This is a genomic window from Aureibacter tunicatorum, from assembly GCF_036492635.1.
Classification (GTDB): domain Bacteria; phylum Bacteroidota; class Bacteroidia; order Cytophagales; family Cyclobacteriaceae; genus Aureibacter; species Aureibacter tunicatorum.
In genome coordinates, this window is record NZ_AP025305.1 from 4,098,579 (window position 1) to 4,121,764 (window position 23,186).

13 protein-coding genes are annotated in these 23,186 nt (G+C 37.5%); 5 read left to right on the forward strand and 8 right to left on the reverse strand.

Annotated features, from left to right (window positions below):
• Positions 1 to 268 precede the first annotated feature (268 nt).
• Complete coding sequence (locus tag AABK36_RS17210; protein ID WP_309940048.1) at positions 269 to 4,573, forward strand: M43 family zinc metalloprotease; 4,305 nt, start codon at positions 269 to 271, stop codon at positions 4,571 to 4,573.
• An 83-nt stretch (positions 4,574 to 4,656) separates the two neighbouring features.
• Here AABK36_RS17210 and aspS read toward each other — a convergent pair whose 3' ends face one another.
• Positions 4,657 to 6,408, reverse strand: a complete 1,752-nt coding sequence (aspS, locus tag AABK36_RS17215) for an aspartate--tRNA ligase (protein ID WP_309940046.1) — start codon at positions 6,406 to 6,408, stop codon at positions 4,657 to 4,659.
• Positions 6,409 to 6,694: 286 nt separating this feature from the next.
• Between aspS and AABK36_RS17220 the strand changes: the two genes are divergently transcribed.
• Positions 6,695 to 7,696: a YhdH/YhfP family quinone oxidoreductase gene (locus AABK36_RS17220; RefSeq protein ID WP_309940045.1), complete on the forward strand. Its 1,002-nt coding sequence runs from the start codon at positions 6,695 to 6,697 to the stop codon at positions 7,694 to 7,696.
• Between the two features lie 32 nt (positions 7,697 to 7,728).
• Here AABK36_RS17220 and AABK36_RS17225 read toward each other — a convergent pair whose 3' ends face one another.
• Positions 7,729 to 12,081, reverse strand: coding sequence for a CUB domain-containing protein (locus tag AABK36_RS17225; protein ID WP_309940044.1), 4,353 nt, complete (start codon positions 12,079 to 12,081; stop codon positions 7,729 to 7,731).
• Between the two features lie 252 nt (positions 12,082 to 12,333).
• Here AABK36_RS17225 and AABK36_RS17230 point away from each other — a divergent pair, with 252 nt between their 5' ends.
• Together AABK36_RS17230 and AABK36_RS17235 are read left to right on the forward strand one after the other, a co-directional pair.
• The gene (locus tag AABK36_RS17230) at positions 12,334 to 12,717 is read left to right on the forward strand and encodes a hypothetical protein (protein WP_309940042.1); all 384 of its coding nucleotides are present in this window, start codon (positions 12,334 to 12,336) and stop codon (positions 12,715 to 12,717) included.
• A 126-nt stretch (positions 12,718 to 12,843) separates the two neighbouring features.
• Entirely contained in the window at positions 12,844 to 14,160 is a 1,317-nt protein-coding gene (locus tag AABK36_RS17235) for a hypothetical protein (protein ID WP_309940040.1), read from the forward strand.
• 132 nt (positions 14,161 to 14,292) lie between these two features.
• On the opposite strand, the gene AABK36_RS17240 is transcribed toward AABK36_RS17235, so the two are convergent.
• From AABK36_RS17240 to cysC, 4 genes are all read right to left on the reverse strand, one after another.
• Positions 14,293 to 16,197 (reverse strand): M48 family metallopeptidase, encoded by a 1,905-nt coding sequence (locus AABK36_RS17240; protein ID WP_309940039.1) that lies wholly within the window; start codon positions 16,195 to 16,197, stop codon positions 14,293 to 14,295.
• A 338-nt stretch (positions 16,198 to 16,535) separates the two neighbouring features.
• Complete coding sequence (gene cysN / locus AABK36_RS17245) at positions 16,536 to 17,816, reverse strand: sulfate adenylyltransferase subunit CysN (RefSeq protein WP_309940038.1); 1,281 nt, start codon at positions 17,814 to 17,816, stop codon at positions 16,536 to 16,538.
• A 78-nt stretch (positions 17,817 to 17,894) separates the two neighbouring features.
• Positions 17,895 to 18,800, reverse strand: coding sequence for a sulfate adenylyltransferase subunit CysD (gene cysD / locus AABK36_RS17250; RefSeq protein ID WP_309940037.1), 906 nt, complete (start codon positions 18,798 to 18,800; stop codon positions 17,895 to 17,897).
• A 22-nt stretch (positions 18,801 to 18,822) separates the two neighbouring features.
• Positions 18,823 to 19,425: an adenylyl-sulfate kinase gene (cysC, locus tag AABK36_RS17255; protein ID WP_309940035.1), complete on the reverse strand. Its 603-nt coding sequence runs from the start codon at positions 19,423 to 19,425 to the stop codon at positions 18,823 to 18,825.
• Positions 19,426 to 19,618: 193 nt separating this feature from the next.
• Between cysC and cysQ the strand changes: the two genes are divergently transcribed.
• Positions 19,619 to 20,392, forward strand: a complete 774-nt coding sequence (cysQ, locus tag AABK36_RS17260) for a 3'(2'),5'-bisphosphate nucleotidase CysQ (RefSeq protein WP_309940034.1) — start codon at positions 19,619 to 19,621, stop codon at positions 20,390 to 20,392.
• 173 nt (positions 20,393 to 20,565) lie between these two features.
• Here cysQ and AABK36_RS17265 read toward each other — a convergent pair whose 3' ends face one another.
• Together AABK36_RS17265 and AABK36_RS17270 are read right to left on the reverse strand one after the other, a co-directional pair.
• Complete coding sequence (locus AABK36_RS17265; protein WP_309940033.1) at positions 20,566 to 21,642, reverse strand: mannose-1-phosphate guanylyltransferase; 1,077 nt, start codon at positions 21,640 to 21,642, stop codon at positions 20,566 to 20,568.
• The gene (locus AABK36_RS17270) at positions 21,632 to 23,185 is read right to left on the reverse strand and encodes a capsule assembly Wzi family protein (protein ID WP_309940032.1); all 1,554 of its coding nucleotides are present in this window, start codon (positions 23,183 to 23,185) and stop codon (positions 21,632 to 21,634) included. Before AABK36_RS17270 ends, AABK36_RS17265 begins: the two co-directional genes overlap by 11 nt.
• Position 23,186 lies beyond the last annotated feature (1 nt).

Sequence of the window (23,186 nt, forward strand, 5' to 3'; positions counted from 1 at the left end):
ATAACTGAAGCGTCAAGGGCCTGCCTTGACGCTTTTTTGTTTCATGGTATTAGACAAAACTGGCCAAAGTTATCAAACCTTTAATTTGTGTTATGAGAATAATTTATCAAAAAAAGGATTACCATAAAACTTGGGTTTAAGATTCTTTTTAAGCTAAAAAAGTGCATAAAAGTAAATTAAAATTAACTATAATTAATTAAAATAGCTTAAAATAAAAAAAAGGACTTAAATTAAGTTAATTAATTCTCAAACTTAATTTAAAATCACTATGATTAAAAGTCTACACAGGATTGTACTTTTAGTGATATTAAGCTGTTTCAGCCATATCAAACTAAGTGCTCAAACCAGTGATGCCCCCAAACCCTGCAAAGCCGATGAAATCAACTCTTCATTGGTCACAGAAATTCATCAATCCAGAAAAGCAGCCGATGCTGAACCTTGGTACCCTGATGATCCACGACTCAATGGTAAATATATCATCCCTACAGTTTTTCACATTTTTGGCACCGACTTCGAAGGCAGAACATTGGATATTGCCAAAATCGAAGAGGCTTTAGATCTTTCAAATCAAGATTTTCAAGGCTTAAGACCGGACTTCGCCAATATCATGGCAGAATTTCAAGGGATCAAAGAAGCAATGAATATAGAATTTCGACTTGCAAAGCTAGACCCTGACGGCAATCCTACATCAGGTGTGACTTTCAACCCTGTCGAGAAAGGGTTTGGCCATGGCGGAGGGTATGACAACCAAATAAGAAAGTATGCTTGGGACAATAAAAAGTACATGAATGTATACATCTTATTGGATCTATATAATGACGGTGATTATGGTAATTCAGGGGTAGCTTGGCTTCCAGACATGGGCATGACCAACGCAAACACAGCTCGTGTTGTCTATAATGGCAAATATGTTGGCACAAACACAAGTGAAAACTTTCGTTCAGTATTAACTCATGAATTTGGCCATTATCTAGGCTTAAGACATACCTTCAATGGCGGATGCGAGACTTTCAATTCTGACGATGGAGTTGAAGACACTCCTAAAAAGGGCAATAGCTCCAGAAAAGAAAAAAGCTCTAAAAATTGCCTTGGTGAAACCTTGAACGTTGAAAACTTCATGGACTACACTAACTATTACGCTATGTTCACAAGAGGTCAAGTTGGTAGAATGACTGGCTCTTCATATGGACTTCGACATGAAGCTAGAATCACACTATGGCAATATGACAATTTGGTTGCAACCGGAGTAGTGGATGACTTTAAACTTGGGAAACACTTGGTTTACACAGGCTCTTTATTCAATGAAGTATTCATGAACGACGGAGCGATAGAGAACAGTATCAGCATTGATGCGAGAGAAGAATTGGAGTTTGCCAAAACAGGAATATTAAATTCAGGTGCGGACTATACGCTAACTAATGTTCCTGCGGGACTGACTGCTCAACTTACAGTCAACTCAAGCACCAATGCTACATTGACATTGACAGGCAAAGCTGAAGCTCATGCCAATAGCGATAAAGTGGATCAAATGACGCTTACTTTCTTAGCGCCATCCTTGAATACGCCTATTGATGACGTATACAACCCTTCAAATGACAAGATAAAAATATCATTCTTGGATCCTTATACTTCTTATTGCGTGCCTTCCACTCAATTTGGCACATTCTATAGTCACATAACCGGTGTTCAATTAAAAACTATCGATTCAAACACTGGAAACACTGGATATGAGGATTTCACAAAATCATTTGTGACAAGCGCTAAAACAGGCGAAAGTCTTGACCTCACTATAAAAATGAACAAAGGAACTTCTGGTAACAATGATACTAATGTGGTGAGAGTATGGGCGGATTGGAATCAAAACTTTATTTATGAGGAAAATGAAAGGCTTACTTCACAGGAATATGTTCTAGGAAACGTTGTGGATGACAATGGCGATTTTATCCATACTATGAATATTACAGTGCCGGATAATGTAGAAAAAGGAACAGTTGGCTTAAGAGTTATGGTTCATTATAAAAACAATAATGATGGAGCAAACCCTTGTGAAAACTATGAAACCGGTGAAGTAGAAGATTATGGTATATTAATTATTCCTTCCGATGCCCCTTTTGCCGCGGACTTTGTATTCGGGCCAGAAGAAGTTATTTTCGCAGACCCTGTAAGTTTTACAGATATTTCAACCGCTCCAGCTGGAATTGATATTGTAAAATGGGAATGGTCGTTCCCTGGCGGAGAACCTTCTTCTCATGTAGGACAGATTCCTCCAAAAGTATATTATAAGGCTGAAGGCACTTACAGCGCTACGCTAAAAGTGACAAACAGCAATGACGAAACAGATGAAGTCACTAAAGAAAATATAATCAAAGCCAAGTTTGAATATTGCGATCCTAATATCCGGTACGGAACTTACACGGGGATTACTCAAGTAAAATTTGGAGAAATTGACAATACAACCAATAGAGAGGCAAGACATACTGATTACTTTAATTCACAAGTAACAGAGTTGAAAACCGGAGAAACCTATCCGCTTACCATTAAAGTAAACAAAGGCAACTCTGGGGAAAAGGACTACAATCGTATCCAAGTCTGGATAGACTGGAATTACAATAGCGCTTTTGACGATGATGAGCTGGTTGAAAGCCATGAATTTAAAATTGCCAATGTAAATGCTCAGGGAGATTATACATACACTTCCAGTGTCACTGTTCCTCTTGGCGCCGAAATTCAAAAAGTAGGAATGAGAGTAATGGTCCACTACGTTCAAAACAGCGAAGGCGACAAGCCATGCGATACCGTTGACAGTGGTGAAATTGAAGACTATGGAATCAATATCACCAAAGGTACTCAAGAATTCACTGCCAATTTTGAAGCGGATCAAACAGCTCCATTACCAAACGCTCCCGTGACTTTCAGCGATATCTCTGAAGTAAGCAATGGAGTAACAATCACTAATTGGGAATGGACGTTTGAAAATGGCGAACCAGCTAACTATTCGGGACAAGTTCCTCCTGCTATTTCTTATTCAGATGAAGGTAATTTTGATGTAAGTCTTACGGTAACTACTTCTGATGGACAAATTAAGACGATTACAAAAGAAGACTATATCAGAGTCGCTTATGTGCTATGCGAAACAGACTCAAAGTGGGGCGGCTACGCCTTTGTCAAAAATGTGAATATAGGAATCATTGACAATACTACAACCAACTCCAACGCATATACCAATTACCGAAACGACTTCTCGACAAACGTCAAAATTGGCGATGAAATACCGCTTTCTATAACTGTCAATACAGGAAATCTTGGAGACGGAGACCTTGTCTTGGTGAGAGTCTGGGCAGATTGGAATTACAATGCTATTCTTGAAGACAATGAGCAATTGCTTTTGAATGAGTTTGCATCGCCTGCAAAAAATCAGGATCAAATTTTCAATGCTGATATTACCGTTCCTGACAATGCCGCTATTGGAAAAACTATTGCTTTAAGAGTTCTTACCAATTATAAAAGAAATAATGAGGGAGCAAACGGATGCGGAACAGTTGACAGTGGAGAAAGCGAAGATTATGGCTTGAATATCATAGATGAATCTATCAATTTGGTACCAGACTTTATCGCGGATAATATGTCGCCGGTATTGGATACTAAAGTCCAATTCTCGGATATGACCTTATTTTATAATAATGTAAGCGGATCTAATTGGGAATGGACCTTTGAAGGTGGAGAGCCTGAGTCATTTTCAGGACAAAATCCTCCAGCTATTCATTATAAAACTCTTGGAGACTATTCCGTTACTCTTGAAGTCACAGGTTCTAATGGAGACATTGAAACTATTACTAAAGACAACTTCATCAGTGTAATAGAATACAAATTTTGCGAACCTAGATCATCTTATTGGGGATATGGTCATATAGATAATGTGAAAATTGGAACTATAGACCAATCAAACGGCAATACGAATCAATACAATAACTTTATCGATAGCCATAATATAGATATCAAAGCAGGTGAAACCATACCTTTGACGATCACAGCCAATACCGGCAACTCGGGAGAAGGCGATGCAATCCGTATCATCGCATGGGCTGACTGGAACTACAACAGCGTATTTGAAAAAAGCGAAGAAGTTGGCGTGAAAGATTTCACTTCAAGCGCACAAAATGCCACAGAAGAATTCACTGTTGACTTGAGAGCTCCTGAAGATGCTGCTATAGGCAGAAGAGTTGCTTTAAGGGTAATGGTTCATTATCTGGATAAAGAAAAAGAAGCTTGCGACAACCTAGACAGCGGAGAAGTGGAAGATTATGGATTGAACATCAAACGCAGCAACGAAGTTGTTCTCTCTGTTGATGCAAATGACAGCAACATTAGCATCTTTCCAAACCCAACTTCAGGGATCGTGAATATTAATGCAATAGGCGAGACATTGATTGAAGTCCACACTTTGGATGGTCAGCAAATCATTGAAAAGCAAAAGTCTCAAAAAATCGATTTATCAGATCAGCCTCAAGGCATCTATATTTTGAAAATTCAATCAGCGAATAAAAGCTCTGTATTCAGACTAATAAAGCTATAAACTAAAATATAGCTAAAATAAAAAAGAGACTGCGTTATCAACGCAGTCTCTTTTTTATTCATGAAAAATATACTAATAAAAGACTATTCTTCAATCTTAATGATCCCAAGATCCTGAAGCTGAACATCGTCCACGGCTGAAGGAGCGTCAATCATCACATCTCTACCAGAAGTATTCTTAGGGAATGCTATATAATCTCTGATAGATTCCGTTCCTCCGAACATCGCGCATAACCTGTCGAAGCCAAAAGCTATACCACCATGTGGAGGAGCTCCATACTCAAATGCTTCCATCAAGAAGCCAAATTGCTCTTTCGCTTCTTCTTCAGTAAATCCAAGATGCTTAAACATCAATGCTTGAGTGGACTTGTCGTGGATACGAATAGAACCTCCACCGATTTCAACTCCATTGATCACCAAATCATAAGCATTGGCTCTTACATCACCAGGATTGGTATCCAACAATGGAATATCCTCAGCCTTCGGCGAAGTGAAAGGGTGGTGCATAGCATGGAATCTCTTGCTTTCCTCATCCCACTCCAACAATGGGAAGTTCACTACCCATAGAGGCTTATACTCTTCAGGCTTTCTCAAACCTAGCTCATCACCCATCTTCAATCTCAAGACATTCATCTGGTTTCTTACTTTGCCAGTATCTCCTGAAAGCACCAATAACAAATCGCCCGGCTGAGCCTCCGATTTCTTAGCCCATTCAGCTAGTTGCTCTTGCGTGAAGAACTTATCTACAGAAGATTTGAACGAACCGTCTTCATTGCACTTTACATATACCAAGCCTTTGGCTCCTACTTGAGGAGTTTTGACAAAGTTAGTCAACCCGTCCAATTGTTTTCTTGTATATGAAGCACATCCAGGCACTCTAATGCCAACAACCAATTCAGCTTCGTCAAATACTTTAAATCCTTTCTCTTTCGCTACATCATTCAACTCAACGAACTCCATCCCGAAGCGAATATCAGGCTTATCTGAACCGTAAAGCCTCATAGCGTCAGCATATTCCATTCTTTGGAAATCCTCGATCTCAACACCTTTCACATTCTTGAAAAGGTATTTAGTCATTCCCTCGAACAAATTCAAAATATCCTCTTGCTCGATGAATGCCATTTCGCAGTCTATCTGAGTAAATTCCGGCTGACGATCAGCTCTCAAATCCTCATCTCTGAAGCACTTTACGATCTGAAAATATCTATCAAAACCAGATACCATAAGCAACTGCTTGAAGGTCTGCGGCGACTGAGGCAATGCGTAAAATTCTCCTTTATTCAATCTCGAAGGCACTACAAAGTCTCTAGCACCTTCAGGCGTTGATTTGATCAACACTGGAGTCTCAACTTCGATAAATTCTTTTTGATCCAAATAATCTCTTACCGCACGCATCATCTTGTGACGAAGCTGAAGCTTCTCTCTCACAGGATTTCTTCTCAAATCCAAATAACGATACTTCATCCTAAGATCTTCTCCGCCATCCGTCTCATCTTCGATCTTGAAAGGAGGAATATGCGAACTGTTCAAAATCGTCAAGTCGCTGACAAAGATTTCAACCTCGCCTGTTGGCATTTTATCATTCATAGATTCTCTTTGAATAACCTCGCCAGTAGCCTGAATGACAAACTCTCTTCCCAATTCTCTAGCCTTGTCAAGAATTTGAGATGCCGTCTTTCCTTCTTCAAAAGAAAGCTGAGTAACTCCCCATCTGTCTCTCAAATCAACCCATAGCATTCCACCTTTATCTCTTGAGCGTTGCACCCAACCGCTTAGCGTCACTTGCTCTCCAATATTAGCGGCGCGCAATTCGCCGCAATTATGCGTTCTGAACATGATTTATATCTGTTTATATTTCTCTTATTTCACTATAATTACATGAATCCTATTATCTGTAAATTTAAGAATTGTTTTCATTTCTAACCCAAAGGATCATGTTTTTATCAACTTTTAGAATCTTATGGGAACAAATCATATTTTCATGCTATCAAAACACTTAATTTTGTCCAATAACCGACCAAAACTATAAACTTAACCTAGTCTATATCTTCAAAATATGTGAAAACAATTTAGGCCAAGGTCTTATTTTCTTACTAAATCATCACACTAAAAATTTCATCAAATGGATATCCCAGAAAAATTTCGAGCACTGAGAGTACAAGAGCAAGATGGAAAATATATTACCCAGATCGAAGAAATGGAAACTTCGTCTTTGCCTGAGCATGATACTATCATAAAAGTATATTTTTCGTCCTTGAATTATAAAGACGCACTTTCAGCTTCCGGCAACAAAGGGGTTACCAAGAACTTCCCACACACTCCGGGCATAGACGCCGCAGGTATCGTCCTCAAGACAAATAGTGACAACTTTAAAGTTGGAGACGAAGTGCTAGTAACTGGGTACGACTTGGGTATGAATACCCCTGGAGGTTATGGAGAACTGATAAGCGTTCCTTCCCAATGGGCTACAAAACTTCCTGCGGGCATGAATATGCGAGAAAGCATGATCTACGGCACAGCAGGTCTTACAGCGGGGCTATCCATTGACAAGCTTATCAGAGCCGGCGTAAAACCTGAAAATGGTCCTGTATTGGTAACCGGAGCTTCCGGAGGCGTTGGTTCCGTGGCGGTAGCAATATTGAGCGCTCTTGGGTATGAAACGTTCGCTAGCAGTGGCAAAAAATCCGCTGAAGACTTCCTAAAGAAAGTGGGAGCCAAAGAGATTATCTCTCGTGACAGTCTGCTTGAAAATGCCAACCGTCCTTTGCTTAAAGAACAGTGGGCTGGCGTTGTTGACACTTGTGGTGGTGAAATACTTGCCTCAGTATTAAAGTCTTGCAAATACAGCGGGTCGGTTACCACTTGCGGCTTAGTTAGTGGCATGAACTTAAACACAACCGTTTTCCCATTTATTCTAAGAGATGTGAACTTATTGGGCATTGATTCTGTTGAATTGCCTCTTGAAAGAAAAGTTACCATCTGGAATAAATTGGCCCATGATTGGTCAAGCGAAAAACTTGAGTCATTAGCAACATACTGCACCTTGGAAGAGCTTCCTAAATATATAGATGAAATTCTGAAAGGCCAGATTCAAGGCCGTGTAGTCGTTGACTTGCATTCATAAATTTTAAAATAGCTTCAGGCTTGTACTTGAAGCTATTTCTTTATGATTTTAAATGCTTTTCTTTCTCCATCAATAATTATTGACAACATGTAGATTCCTGGCTTCAAAGTGCTCACATCTACGAATAATTTATTTTTATTATAAGATGTCGAAACTTTCTGCACATTGCCGATGACATTGACCAAAGCGATTGAAGCAATTGCATCCCTTTCCACTCCTTCGATCGTAAGAAATTTTTCAACTGGATTTGGATATACCTTGAGCTTTTTCTTGCTATCAATTCCAGTATTTGGGTCTTTCAACACACCTAAAGACATGGTCGAAGAAGCACTCTTGCCAGCTCTATTAATTACCAATAAACTTGCATCATACATTCCCTCAGCTGAAAAGTTAACCGTTACAAGTCCGCTCTCATCTTCTATAATTTCGCCAAAATCAAAACTCCATTCATAGCTATGATTCATATTATGCTGAACTTGAAATTGAGCAGGATCATTAACAAATATCTCACTCTGAAGCATCGTGAATTCACTTATTGGCAGATCATCAACATTAACTATTTTGACTATTGAATCTTCGCCTGCTTTATTTATCGCAGTTAATCTTACTTCGTAAGAACCGGAGTTTTCAAATTCTCTCTCCAAATGCTTATCATCACTGATCATTTGACCATCTATAAACCAAAGATATTCTTCGGAACTGTTTATCGTTAAGTTTTCAAATTCAATATAATCTCCAACAGTAACCCACTTTCCATCTTCCCAATCAAAATCAGCGATTGGCTTAAATAGCACTTGCTCGCAAGAAACTTTCGCTTTCCATCCGGGCTCAACAGTCTGATTGCTTTGATCACTAACAAACCTAAATGTAAGAGCGCCTGTTGCGTCTGACGACCTTACCAAGCCAGGACTCTCACTACCACAATATCTGCCAATCAGTTTCGATGCTGTATTTGGCCCATCATATATTTCCAAATAATCCTTATTGCAATCATTCGAATACTCTATATTGAATTCTTCAAAATCTATGGTCAAAACACTTAACTCATTTTTTGGATATAAAGTGACTACCTCATCCAAAAAACCTGAATATTCATCGTCAAATCCATTATCATAAAAATACCCACCACATACATTCATTTCAGAATAGCTCTGCCCTATAGCAAACTGGTCAGTCACTTGAATATAATCGCTAACTTCGTGAGAGTCTTCTTTTCCATCTCCTTTCACTGTAAGCTTGACATTGAAATTTCCTAATTCGTTATATACTATATTTATCGGATTTTCTTCCATTGACTCTTCAACAGTCGCCCCAGAAAAATTCCATCGATAATCATCCACTATACTTTTAGAAGATTCATTCAACAAATGATTAAAGTCAACACTTCCTCCAACAGGTATAATTTGCCTGTTGGATTCAAAAAATGCCTTCAGAGATTGAGGTTGATCCACACATGAAATGTTCGCGCTAAAGCTTTCCATTTCTGGAAATGAAATAAATTGATCCGAATAATAAACTATAGTCAATGCACCATATGAATTCAAAGCAATGATCGATTCTGGAATTTCCTCACCGCAATACTTTCCAATCAATGGAGCGTTCATATCAACACCATCATAAATCATAACATACTCGGACTCGCAGTTTTCACTATCTGTTAATAAAAACTTGTCAAAATCAAGCTTAATCGCATTCCCACTTTCCCTAGGATAAATAGTAGTCACTGAATATTCTCCGGGACCAAAGCTATAATTCCATACATTTCCGTAAAACCTGCCAGAACAAGTTCTTATTTCTTGGAAATTTTCGTCAAATCCATCATTAACTTCCATAAAGTCCTCAAACAGGTACTCCAACTCCTCTCCCGAAGTCAAGTGAACTCTTAATGTAATATCAAATATCCCCTTTTCCGGATAAGTCACAGTTACTTGGTCATTGCCAATATGCTCAAAAACATCCGCTCCTTCAGTCTCCCAAACCACATGGTCTATGCTAATATTCTCATTCAAGATATTTGTTGACAATATCAAATCAGTGCTTTGATTAATGTAAACATCATCCGGCTTGTTAATATTCACAGAAATACCATTCATTGGAATATTGTCAATAATTGCTTTCCAACCTGAAGAAACAAACTGTTGATTTGAGATAAATCTAAAGGTCAAAGCACCTTCTGCGTTCATCGCTTGTATGTACTTCCCTACATTAACCACTTTATCCCTAGCGCAAAACCTTCCTATCAATGGAGCATCCGTGCTTGAGCCGTCAAATACTTCCAAGTAATCAAAAGCGCAATCTCCTAAATCCAATTGAAATTCGACAAACTCCATTCTCACAGCATCCCCTTCATTCACCGGATAAAATGTCATCACGCTATTTTCTCCTGACGAGTAATTCGAAAAAGGTCCTCCACTATCATAAAACTCTCCTGCATCTGTGATAATGACTTCATCGTTCATTCGAAAATTTTCTCGAACTCTAATAAAGTCCTTGAACACTTTGGAATAAAAATTCCCATCAATATCCTCTATCGCCAATGAGACATCAAAATCGCCTTCCCTATCAATAGATATTGGAGGAGGCATTTCACCTTCAAAAAAACTGATATCCGCACCTTCAAAATTCCAAAGCCAAGTTTTTATTTCTATTTCTTCTCCAATTACAGACATATCGGCAAAAACGATCTGTTCTTCAGGCAAAGGAAATCTCTTATTAGCAGTCAGCTGGACATCTATTCCTGATGGGGTTTCCATTTCAAAGACTCTAGCTTCCCAACCCGCGTGCTCATTTGATGCGTCGCTTACAAATCTGAATGTCAATGCCCCGGAACTGCCTTGTGCCTGCAACATTCCCGGATTATTCCTTCCGCAATATCTCCCTAAAAAAGGAGCGCTAGTATTCTCGCCGTCAAATATATCCAAATAATCATAACCGCAATTAAAGTCCTCTTCCAAATGAAACGAGAAAAAATCAACGGCAATTCTCTTATTTGCATTCAATGGATAAATCGTTATGGTATGATCCGATCCCAGCAAATAATCTTCTTTATACCCATTATCATAAAATTTCGCTTCGCTAACATACGCTTCTTTAGTAATTCCCATTACTATATCGTTAGTTACCTCCACACTTCTGCTAACACTGACTTTTTCGCCCGACTTCATCTCAACTATCAGCGAAATTTCATATTCTCCTATGTTGGAATAATATACCGCGGGTAATTCCTTGCCCGAAAACTCACTTGGAGTCGCTCCGTCTAATCGCCAATTCCAAGACTCAACCAAATCATCATCAACACTTGACTTATCAATGATATTCAATGCTTGGTTTATTCTCAAAGTTGAATTTTCCACAAGAAAATTCACTTGCAAACCTTCATTCAAACCTGTAGCTATCAGGTTTTCCTCTGTCCATAAATGTTTTCTATGCGCGATGTTTGAATGCAAAGCCGCCAACATTCGATTTTTTTGGCCTTCTGTGAACATTGCTCCACAAGTTGTGTAATCCATAAAATTTTGAACATTGTCCAAGCTCCCACAACTTCTTGATTCAAAGCCCTCGACACAACCTTGATTCCCTATTGTATTAGGCGTATCCTCTACTCCATCATCAAATCCACAACCTTTGGAATCTCCTACTGCAGTATCATCTCCCCATGTATGTTTCAAATTCAGCCAATGACCTACTTCGTGAGTCAATGTCTTTTCATATCCATCACGTGAAGTTCCAATACTCCCTAGCGACCAGTGCGCCAACACAACACCATCATTAGTAGATTTAGACCCAATGGTTGACGTTGGATAATTCGAAACGCCTGCCGAACCGTTTGGCAAACTTCTAATCACCCAAATATTCAGATAGCTTTCTCTGGGCCAATTTATCTCAGCTCTCAATTCATTCAAGTCAGCAGAACTAGTCAAATCTCTTCTATAATACCTTTCCACTCCATCCGCTGAATCTCCTTGAGGATTCTTTTGAGCCAATTTGAATTCGACACCTACACTAGCGGCTATCCCCTTGAAGTTTTCATGAATTTCATCCTTCTTGGACGCTGATAAATTAAAATCTTCATTCAAAATTCTTAAAGCATCCGTGATTTGATCCGCAGACACATCCTCATCTCCATTGCCATGCACAATATGAAATACGACAGGTATGACTATTTTTTCTGATTTTTTTCTTCTCGACAGGCTAAGAAATTCGTTTGACTCTATTAATAGCTTGTTTTCAGCTTGCTTTATTTGGGCATATTCAGGACTCAATTTAAGAGCCTTATACTCATTAAAATGACCGCAAAGTCCACTATCAACTTCTTGTCCAAAGGCTGTTCTTCCTGCAATGATGAAAAATATAAATAAAAAATATTTCAAGTAATGATTATTCATAGGCAAAAGTATTCATGTCTCTACCTAATATAATTATTTTTTCATTTAAATACACTTATTTTCATTACTACAAAATACAATTTTGATGAATTTGAATTATTATCACCATAAAATTACAGGACAATTTTAACTCATTGTAAATTCATAAAGCAAAGATCAAATTAAAAATTATAAAGAATGAAGCTTTGAAAAAGCTCGAATAACTCCAAACTTTTGAAATTGAGAAAAAATTCTCCCAACTTTGCATATCTCATGTTGAAAGCACTTAGACATATTCACTGTTCATACATTTTGCTTCCACTCTGTTTATTCTTGCTAAACAGCAGTGTGGATATTCCTATGTCTAAACTCCAACAAGAAGAAGCTCTTCCCCATGGCAGAATCGATACATTATTCGAACTTGTGATGCATCTTTGCGATTCGGATCATTTCAACGATTATTTCGACCCTGCTGAAGAAAACTCTGAAGAGATTCCATCTGACAATACTCAATTAAAAAAATATTGGAATACTGTTTTCAATAGTATTGCAACTTCTGAGTCCATCGCTATAGAAACAAAAAAACCAAAAAGTTTCTATATAAGCCTTTACTTAAGCCTTAATCAAGAGCCTGACTCTCCTCCTCCCCTCTCTTAAGCACACATATTCATTCGTTTTGCATATAGCAACTGCTATTAATATATGGCTCGTTGTCATTTCACAGGAAGTGCAAGCAAAACAACCACTTAACTTATAACATGTGCTTAAAACCATTATAATAAAATGAAAAATTTATTGGCGGCTATTCTATGCCTATTGCCATCGCTTTTTGCTTTTGCCCAAGAAGAACTAAATCACGACGAAAAAGAAAAAAAGAGTGCGATTTCGGAATTGAAATATATCAAACAAGCTGGATTCGCCAATGCCTCCTCTAAGGTATTTACAGCAGACCAAAAGCTTAGCATAAGCGGTTTTGGAGAGATCAATTACGTAAATTATCAATCGCCTATTCAAAACAAGGAAAGCAAAGAGATAGAACAATACTATACAAACCTCTACAGATTCGGAACCTATATCGGCTATAGATTCAGCGACAAAATCATCTTTATGAGTGAAATTCAGCTAGAGTATTTACAAGACGGTTTTTTCAAAGGGAAAGACCATTTCGAATATAATATTGAAGCTTCCTTGGATTTCTTATTCCATGACTTGTTCAACCTAAGAGTAGGTAACTATCCTCTTAACTTAGGATGGGTGAATGTCAATGAAGAGCCTATTGGGTTCTATAGTGTGAACAGGCCCGAAGTGGAAAGAACTATCATTCCGTCTCAATGGCTGGAACAAGGTATACTCATCTATGGTAGTCCATTGGAAAATACCGAGTACCAGTTTGGTGTTACAAAAGGTCTTGACGCTAGAAACTTCACTTCAGGAACTTGGATAAGAGACGGTAGATACACTTCTTGGACAGAGATTCCTCCTTCAGTTGCCTTCAATGGTAAATTATCCTATGGGCATGAAGACAATACACTGTTGTCTCTTGCTGGTTATTATGGAGATGCATCCAGAGGATATAAAATGCAAAACGGCGATTTATTGAAGACCAATTTAGGTTTGATGACTATTGTTGGTGCTCATAATATCGGCAACTTCACATTCTTTGGTTTATACTCAAGAGGATGGCTCTCAGGCACTGACCAACTATTCGACCTTGGCAACGAAGCTTCAGACCCTGAATTAAGAACTTACGAAGTGCTTGGGTCAAAAACCCAAGGTTACTATTTAGAAGGAAGATACAATATCATGCCTTTGATCAACCCGAATAAAGATTGGAAATTACCTATTTTCATAAGATATGAGCGTTTGAACACTCACCTTGCCATAGACGATAAAGTGCAGGACAGGATCGACAATATGGGAGATCAAATGGACCGAGTAAGAGCCGACTATAAGGACCTTGAAATTATAACCGTTGGGGTAAACTTCAGGCCAAAGAAAAACTGGACCTACAAAGCCAATTATCAATTTAGAAGCAATAAGTACGAAGGAGCTATGGAAGAGCCAAATCAATTCGAGCTCGGCTTAGGTTTCATATTCTAAAAAAATATTACCATGCAAAGCCTTCCAATGGGTATTATAAGCTCATTAGGAAGGCTATTTTATATCACTCCATTTTTTACAAACTCATTTCTATTTCAAAATCCATTGAACTACTAAAAAAACAAAATTTGCTTAGGCCTCTTTTAAAACTGAAATTAAGCTTACCTGATAGTTTAACAAATCTTTCTTTTTTAAGAAAAAAGCATTATCCAACAATTGAACATATATATTAATGACCATAAATAGCATTTGAATATTTTCATCAAAATATGTCTCCACACCAAAGTATTGCCATTTTTTAGATAGATATAAGTCAATTTTTTCTTTATGCTCCGAATCAATCCTTTCGATTATTTTCTTCTCTTTCATCAAAGACTCTATATCCGATTTAAACTGAGCTTCCAATGGTTCCAGATTTAAAAAGTTTTCCTTGATCTGGTCAGGTGCTAGCACATAGTTCACAAAACTCAATGACTCTGTCAGTCTATTAAACAATTCCATTCGCTTATCATACTGTCTGTCAAATTCAAAAAACTCTTGATACATTTGTTTCAAATTCCCCTCAGAACCGTTCTGCTTTTCTGTCGTCAGAAAATAAGAATAAATAGCCTTGTCGTTTTCACTGATTTGATTCTGTTGCTTCTCCAGCTCAAGCCTTAATGTTGATAATAAAGCACTGCATGTCTTTCTTGTATATCTTATTCCATCATAATCAAATGATTTGATTGGTATCAACTTTTGACAAACCTGCTCGATTACTTGCATGTCCGAAATTAATGCCAATACAACGTATACTTTATCTTTTACTTCTGATGAAAATAGTTCCTCAAGTTTAGTATTCTCTAAAGCGACGTCACTTACAGTATCCATTTCAAATAAATTTGGGTTTTTATTATCATAATACCCATTGTAAAGCTTATCAAAAGAATTCTCCAAAAACGCTTTTCTATATTCACCCTTAAAACCAGTTAAAGACAATGCTTTTGTTTCTGATTCGAACTTTACTTGACTAAACAAAAGTTTTGTCAGCTTATTTTGAAGTTTTTCAGAGTTCAAAAAAACTGATGTAGCTAGCCTTGAGCTTTGACCTTGCTCGCCAAATTTTAATGACAATAATCGCTCAATACGTTGCTCTGTACTAGGATGAGAAGACCATTGGTCCTCAATTACCAGCTTAGATTTATTGAATTTGTTCATCTCTTCCAAGCTAATTTCCGGCAGATTATTCACTATCGAAAGTTCATTCTCCTTGGCTAAAAAATCTAAGACATATGACTGCTCTTCAAACAAATTCTCGCTTCTCAACCCTTTAGAAAAATTTCTTTCATAAAATGTCAATACTTCATTAAATGAATAATCAATCAATTCGGTTCTCAACAGAGAGCTTTTAAGAGGAGCAATCCCTGTGACATTTGCTGCAATTTCATCCGCTTGAAACTCCATTTCTCTTGACAAGGATAGAAAACTCTTATTCACAATTTCATAAACTTGAATCAAAAGCCATTGAATTCCTGAAATTATACGATAAGCCAAACTCGCAAAAAAAGCGAAATAACCACTTGCGTTTGCCCATTTATTAATAAGATTATCGAAACCTTCATTTTCATATAGCATATTATGAATAACTTGATTCACATTATACACATAGCTTCCCACTTTCATCGTTCTTTGAGAAAAGTGTCCGAACTCATGTGACAGAATAGCCTTAAGCTCATCCTTGGATATTCCATTAATCAAGCCCATCCCAATGAGCAAATTTTTCTGAACAGGAAAAAACATACTCCAAAAACTAGAATCATAAAAAACCGCGGCATTGACTTCAGCCGACAAATAGACTTTTTTGGGAAAGTTGGTTCCTACTTTCAGAACTATCTCTTCAATCATTGCAAAGAGTTGAGGTTCTTCAGCCTTTGTGACTTCAATAAGGTGGGATCTATCTTTCTTATGCGATTTGAAAATAAATTTCAATAAAAATATCAATACTAAAACTCCCATACTGGCTAAACCGACACCCAAGCCAATCGTGAATATGTTCATCACATTAGCTATTAATAGAATTCCACCTAGAACACATCCAATTGTTAACCCTATAGCCAATGCCAAAATAAAAATATACACAAGAATAAAAAAAACAATGGAAGCAATTGCTTTCCGAGTATGTGTTTTGAGTTCGGTTTTTACTTGAATATTCATTTATACAACAATTAGTTATAGTTAAAAAAATTACAAACAATAATCATAAAGTATTATTATTTAAAAATATAAAATATTTATCTAATTCAATAGTGATATCCTTTTCATTTAAATATTTCTTTTTCAATAAAAAAGGGCTCGCAAATGCGAGCCCTTTTTTATTGAATTATAAACTAATGAGTTTAGATTATCATCCCTGCCGCCACAGTTACATTCGTAGCTTCATCAATAATAATCAAACTTCCAGTATATCTATTTCTTGTATATTTATCGAATAATAACGGCTTAGTCGTTCTCAGCTTCAATCTAGCGATATCATTCATTTTGATCTCCTTATCATCTTCGATACGATGCAAAGTATTGATATCAATCTTGTAGTTGATTTCCTTCACCATCGCTCTTACTTCGTTGGTTGTATGCTTGACAGCGTATTTACCACCCGGAACCAAAGGCTTGTCTCCCATCCAGCAAACCATAATATCCACATCTTGGCTTACTTCTGGTTGGTTATTAGGACGAACTAGCATATCTCCTCGGCTAATATCAATCTCATCTTCCAATGTGATTGTAGTTGCCATTGGAGCATAAGCTTCTTCCAAATCTCCTTCGAATGACGTAATTGATTTAATTTTTGAGCTGAACCCTGAAGGCAAGACCGTTACCTCATCGCCTTTTTTGAATACGCCTCCTGCTACTGTACCAGCATAACCTCTAAAGTCATGATACTCATCAGAGTGAGGTCTAATAACTGTTTGCACAGGGAATCTGCAGTCAATATGATTGTGGTCGCTTCCAATATGCACATTTTCCAAATGGTAAAGCAAAGTGCCACCTTTGTACCAAGGCATATTTTCAGACTCATTCACTACATTGTCTCCTTTAAGAGCACTGATCGGAATGAACTTCACATCTTTAACGTCAAGCTTAGAAGTAAATGCTTCAACATCTGATTTGATTTTTTCATATGCCTCTTCGCTCCAGTCCACAAGGTCCATTTTATTGATACAGAACACTACGTGAGGAATTCCAAGCAATGAAGCAATAAAAGTATGACGGCAAGTTTGTTCGATAACCCCATGGCGAGCATCGATCAAGATAATCGCCAAGTTCGCTGAAGAAGCTCCAGTCACCATGTTACGCGTGTACTGAATGTGTCCCGGAGTATCAGCTATGATAAACTTACGCTTAGGAGTAGCAAAATATCTATAAGCAACATCAATAGTAATACCTTGCTCGCGCTCAGCTCTCAAACCATCTGTTACCAACGCAAGGTTAACGTTTTCGTCGCCTCTTCTTTTACTTGACTCTTCCACAGCTTGAAGCTGATCTTCAAAGATACTTTTTGAATCGTATAGAAGCCTACCGATAAGCGTACTCTTACCATCATCCACACTACCTGCTGTAGTGAAGCGAAGCAATTCCATATCTAGGTAAGCATTCGAATTTATTGTATTTTCAGACATAATTTCTATTTCGGATATGCAGTAAGGATCAATTCCTGACTTGCGATAAAACTTTTGAATAAACTGTTGACTATTTGACTAGAAATAACCTTGTTTTTTTCTGTCTTCCATCGCTGCTTCAGAACGTTTGTCATCAGCTCTGGTACCTCTTTCAGTCACACGACTGGAAGCAACTTCCTCGATGATACCTTCCAATGAGTCCGCTGGAGAAAACACAGCTCCAGTACACGTCATATCACCGATCGTTCTAAATCTTACCACCTTTTTCTCTACTACTTCAGTATCTCTTCTAGGAATTACATCCACAGCGGCCAAAGGCACTCCGTCTCTCATGAAAATTTCTCTTTCATGAGCAAAATATAAAGATGGCAACTCAATTCCTTCCGCCAAGATATACTGCCAGATATCCATTTCAGTCCAGTTGGAAATAGGGAATACTCTAAAGTTTTCACCCATCTGATGGCGTCCATTATATAAGTTCCAAAGTTCAGGACGTTGGTTTTTTGGATCCCACTGTCCAAACTCATCTCTGTGTGAGAAAAATCTTTCTTTAGCTCTAGCCTTTTCCTCATCTCTACGAGCTCCACCGATACAAGCATCAAACTTATGAGTTTCAATTGTATCCAAAAGAGTCACTGTCTGTAGAGCGTTACGACTAGCGTTAAATCCTTTTTCCTCCACTACTTTTCCTTCATCAATAGATTGTTGCACAGAACCTACGATAAGTTTAGCTCCTATTTTCTCTACATATCTATCTCTGAATTCAATCGTCTCTGGAAAGTTATGACCTGTGTCTATATGAACCAAAGGAAAAGGAATGCGAGCAGGAAAAAATGCTTTTCTTGCCAAATGCGACACTACAATTGAATCTTTCCCTCCGGAAAATAGCAACGCTGGGTTTTCGAACTGAGCCGCAACTTCTCTAAGCACGTAGATCGCCTCTGCTTCAAGTTCTTTCAAGTGAGTGAGGTTGTATGATTTCATCTATATCGAGTGTTTTATTCTCTTAACTAGTATATTTTATTTTTTCTAATACGGCATCCACAAGTTTTTGGTGGCTTACGCTCAATTCATCTTTGTCCGTTTCAATAATCAAACTTGGATTTTGAGGTTCTTCAAAAGGTGAATCTATACCTGTGAAGTGCTTTATCTCGCCTTTTCTAGCCTTGGCATAAAGCCCTTTCACATCTCTTTGTTCGCACACTTCTATTGGACAACTGATAAAGACTTCAAAATAATCCTCTTCGCCGATGATCTCTTTTGCCATAGACCTTATTTGTTCTGTAGGGCTTATCAATGAGCAAATCGTTACGATTCCACAGTTCGCAAATAATTTGGATGTTTCGGCAGCTCTGCGAATATTCTCAATTCTGTCTTCTTCGGAGAAGCCTAGATTGTTATTGATTCCAGTTCGCAAGTTGTCGCCATCCAATAGTTGCGTCAAGTAGCCTTTTTCATGAAGAGTATTCTCCAAAGCTCTTGCAAGCGTGCTTTTTCCAGAACCCGAAAGCCCTACCATCCAGATCACGCAAGCCTTTTGCTTTAGCACTTTTTCCTTATCCTCTTTTTGGAGAAGAGTGTCAAATATTGGATAAATATGTGCAGACATTAGCAGTATATTTTATGACTATTAACAATAACCCAACAACCAATGCTGTCAGATTTATCAAGTAAAGTTAATAGATAAATCAAGCCTTTAAAAATCTTTTGCTTATTTTTAGAAAAGAAGGATAAAGTGAAAAATATTTTATCCTTAGTTGATATTAATTTTCATTTATTCAAAAAATATTATCACTTGAACTATGAGCTACAGTGCTTTAGCTGAAGAATTGGCCAAGGTTGCCAAACAAGCAGGACAAGCTATACTTGAAATATACAACGACCCCGCGCAATCCGAATGCGTAGACTATAAAGCCGATGACTCTCCACTGACTCTGGCTGACAAAGCTTCTCATGTGGTCATCGCGGAAGGCTTGGAAAAATTATGTCCCGAAATTCCTGTGATTTCCGAAGAGGGAGAACAACTAGATTACCAACAAAGAAAAGATTGGAAAAAATTCTTCTTGGTAGACCCTCTTGACGGTACTAAAGAGTTCATCAAACGCAATGGAGAATTCACTGTCAATATCGCATTGCTTGAAAACAATGTACCACTCATTGGGATCATCTATGTTCCTGTGCATGACATCATGTATATAGGTATTGTCGGAGAGAAAGCTATCAAAATCGATGGCCAAAATACCCATACTCTTCTAGAAGTAAACAATAAGCCTGAAAACCGAATCGCAGTGAGAAGCAAATCTCACCCAGCGCCTGAAGAGGAAGCGGTTCTTCAAAAATATGGAGTAACAGAAGAAGTCTCGGTAGGCAGTTCACTTAAGTTTTGCATGGTTGCAGAAGGCAAAGCAGATGTGTATTATCGTCACGGGCCTACAATGGAGTGGGACACTGCCGCTGGTCAAGCGGTAGCGGAAGCTGCTGGGGCTAGAGTTTTCATTGGCAGTACTGAAGAAAAGCAGTTCAGCTATAATAAAGAGAATCTTTTGAATAGCTCCTTTTTGGTTTTAGGATTTTAACTTAGCTGAATTCAAAATCATTATTCCTTAATTTTTCTTGATAAAGAAGTTACAAAAAATCTAGACACTGGAAACCTCAATAAAATATTACTTATCGATCTCATAACGAATTGATAAGTAATATTTCTTGTCCTTCACCTTTAAAAGCCAACAATTCAACTTTTCTTTAAAATCTATATAAAAGGCGTTTCTTTCTTTTCCTTTAGGGTTTTTAGATATTCTTTCACTCTTTGCTCGCTTTCCAAAGGACAAATCATCAAGGCATTATCGTTCTGAGCAACGATATAGTTGCTAAGCCCCTCAACAATAGCCAGCTTGTCATCCGGCAATTTTATCAAGCAATTCTTGGTATCAAAGGTCAAAGCATTGCCATGTATGACATTGCCCTCCTGATTTTTTTCAGACATCTCGTACAATGAGCCCCAAGTACCAACATCAGACCAACCAATTTCAGCAGGAATGCATAATATATCTTCCGACTTTTCCATAATTCCAAAGTCTATGGAAATATCTTCGCAGTCGGGATAATGCACATTAATCGTTTCTTGCTCTTTATCAGTATTCAGATCTTTTTCTATAGTATCAAATATCACTGCCAAAGAAGGTGTGAACTTCTCAAAACTATCTTTCAAAGCCTGCGTACTTGCTATAAACAATCCTGCATTCCAAAGATAATTCCCCGCGTTAATAAATTGAATCGCGGTTTTCAAATCCGGTTTTTCTGTAAATTTCTTCACAGCAAAGGCCGTCCCATTTGGTTTTTCCTCGTCGATTTCAATATAGCCATACCCTGTATTTGGACGGTGAGGAGTCATCCCAAGCGTAACAATAGACTTCTTATCCACAGCAAGGTCTAAAGCCTCTTTTACGATCGCTTCGAATCTATATTTTCTAGAAATAAAATGATCGGAAGGAGCGATAATGACATTCGCATCAGAATTCAGTTGATGGATTTTCCATGTCGCATATGCTATGCATGGAGCTGTATTTCGCATGCAAGGCTCTAGCAATATTTGATTCTCCTTGAGTTCAGGAAGTTCTTGCATGATCAGCGTTTTGTAATTCTCATTCGTAAGAATATAAACTCTTTCAGAAGGAACAACATCGCTAAACCTTTCCACAGTCATCTGCAAAAAGCTCTTTCCTATCCCAAGGATATCCTGAAACTGCTTGGGTTTATTTTGTCTACTATAAGGCCATATACGTGAGCCTATGCCTCCTGCTAGTACCAGTAAAAAATTATTTTTCATTCGCTGTCTTTTTCAATAAATCTGAAAATGTCCATTTCAAACCAAGCAACATTCCAAAATTATTCGTCATATCCCCAAAATCAAAACCAACACTTGCTTTCAAAATGATTGGAGATTTTTCAAAATGATATTTTCCTTCTAATAAAATAGAATTTTGTATCAGCCCATCTTGAAATTGATATGTTGTACTTCCATCATTATATGGATCTCTATCCGGATTCATACTCTCCCATTCATACCTTCCTTGATTCAACCCTGCATATGTTCCGTAATTATCGGTATATGTATAAAACAACTTATATGATAATTTTGAATTCAACCAACCATTTATTGCAAAATGATGAGCTATTATTCTATTATTCACAATGTATCCATACTCGTCCTGTACTTGATCAAAATAATAACCGGCTCTTCGTGAAGTCAAAAATAACGGGTTGCCTATTACATTTCCTTTATAAGTACTTCCGCTCTTATATATATAATTATTATAATAATCATCTCTTCCGCCAAAGGAATGTCCGAAATTACTTTCCTCTTCAGGATACTTATCCGTCGGATCAGGAATTCCTTCTCCACTTTGAAACTTTGTATATATATTCTCATACAAAATTGATGATATTATTTTCTTTTGTTTTGACGTATAACCTAATCCAAAAAATCTATCGTTATTGCGTCGAAAAAACTTATGATAGCCGGAGCCATCTTCAAAAGGTTTTTGTAAATAACCTATCAAGGTAAAATCATCTCTATCGACTTCTAAGCCAAAATCAAAATAGCCCATATGATCTCCCAATCTATTTGTAGCCTCTCCTCCTGTAGCTGTTTCACCTCCAGAAGATCCCATTATTATCTTTAAATAATCTTTAAATGAGGGAGTATAATCAACACCATCCCTACTTCCACCAAACATTACTTGATGAGCTGCACCAACAAATACATTCACAGGCAACTTATTGGACTTAATATAAAAATTTTTCCTATGCAATAATGGGTTACTAACATGTCTATCTTCTTCTAAAACAGATTGTTCAAACACTCCTTTAATTTGCACATATCCATTTGTTAAAGGCAAATTAGTATACTCGGGAAACCCAAAAGCAATTGTTGGAAAAGGCCTGTTGTTTCTTGAGTTCATGAATGAGCCTGATGTTAAAGCTCCCATATGATTGTAAAAGTCAGTTTCCTTTATACCGACCAAAAACATGAAACTTTTATAGTTAATTTCCCCATAAGCTTGTTGGATTCGACTATCCCCAATTCTTGAGTCAACTATTGCATCAACACCAAAGGAAAAGCTCCACGACTTATTTAAACTATCTTTATAGGTTATGGAAGGTCTTATTAAAAAATTACTTCTACTATCATCAAAAATGCCGTATTGATTAGCGCTAATCCAAGTAGGCAAATATCCTTGAGTAGAAAAAGCTGTAATTGAACTAACTTGAACTTCTAAATCACCGTGTTCTTTATTCTGAGCATAACCATTTTTCAAAGGGTTACATAACACAAAAAACAAAAACGCCACAAGTAATTTGCTTATCATA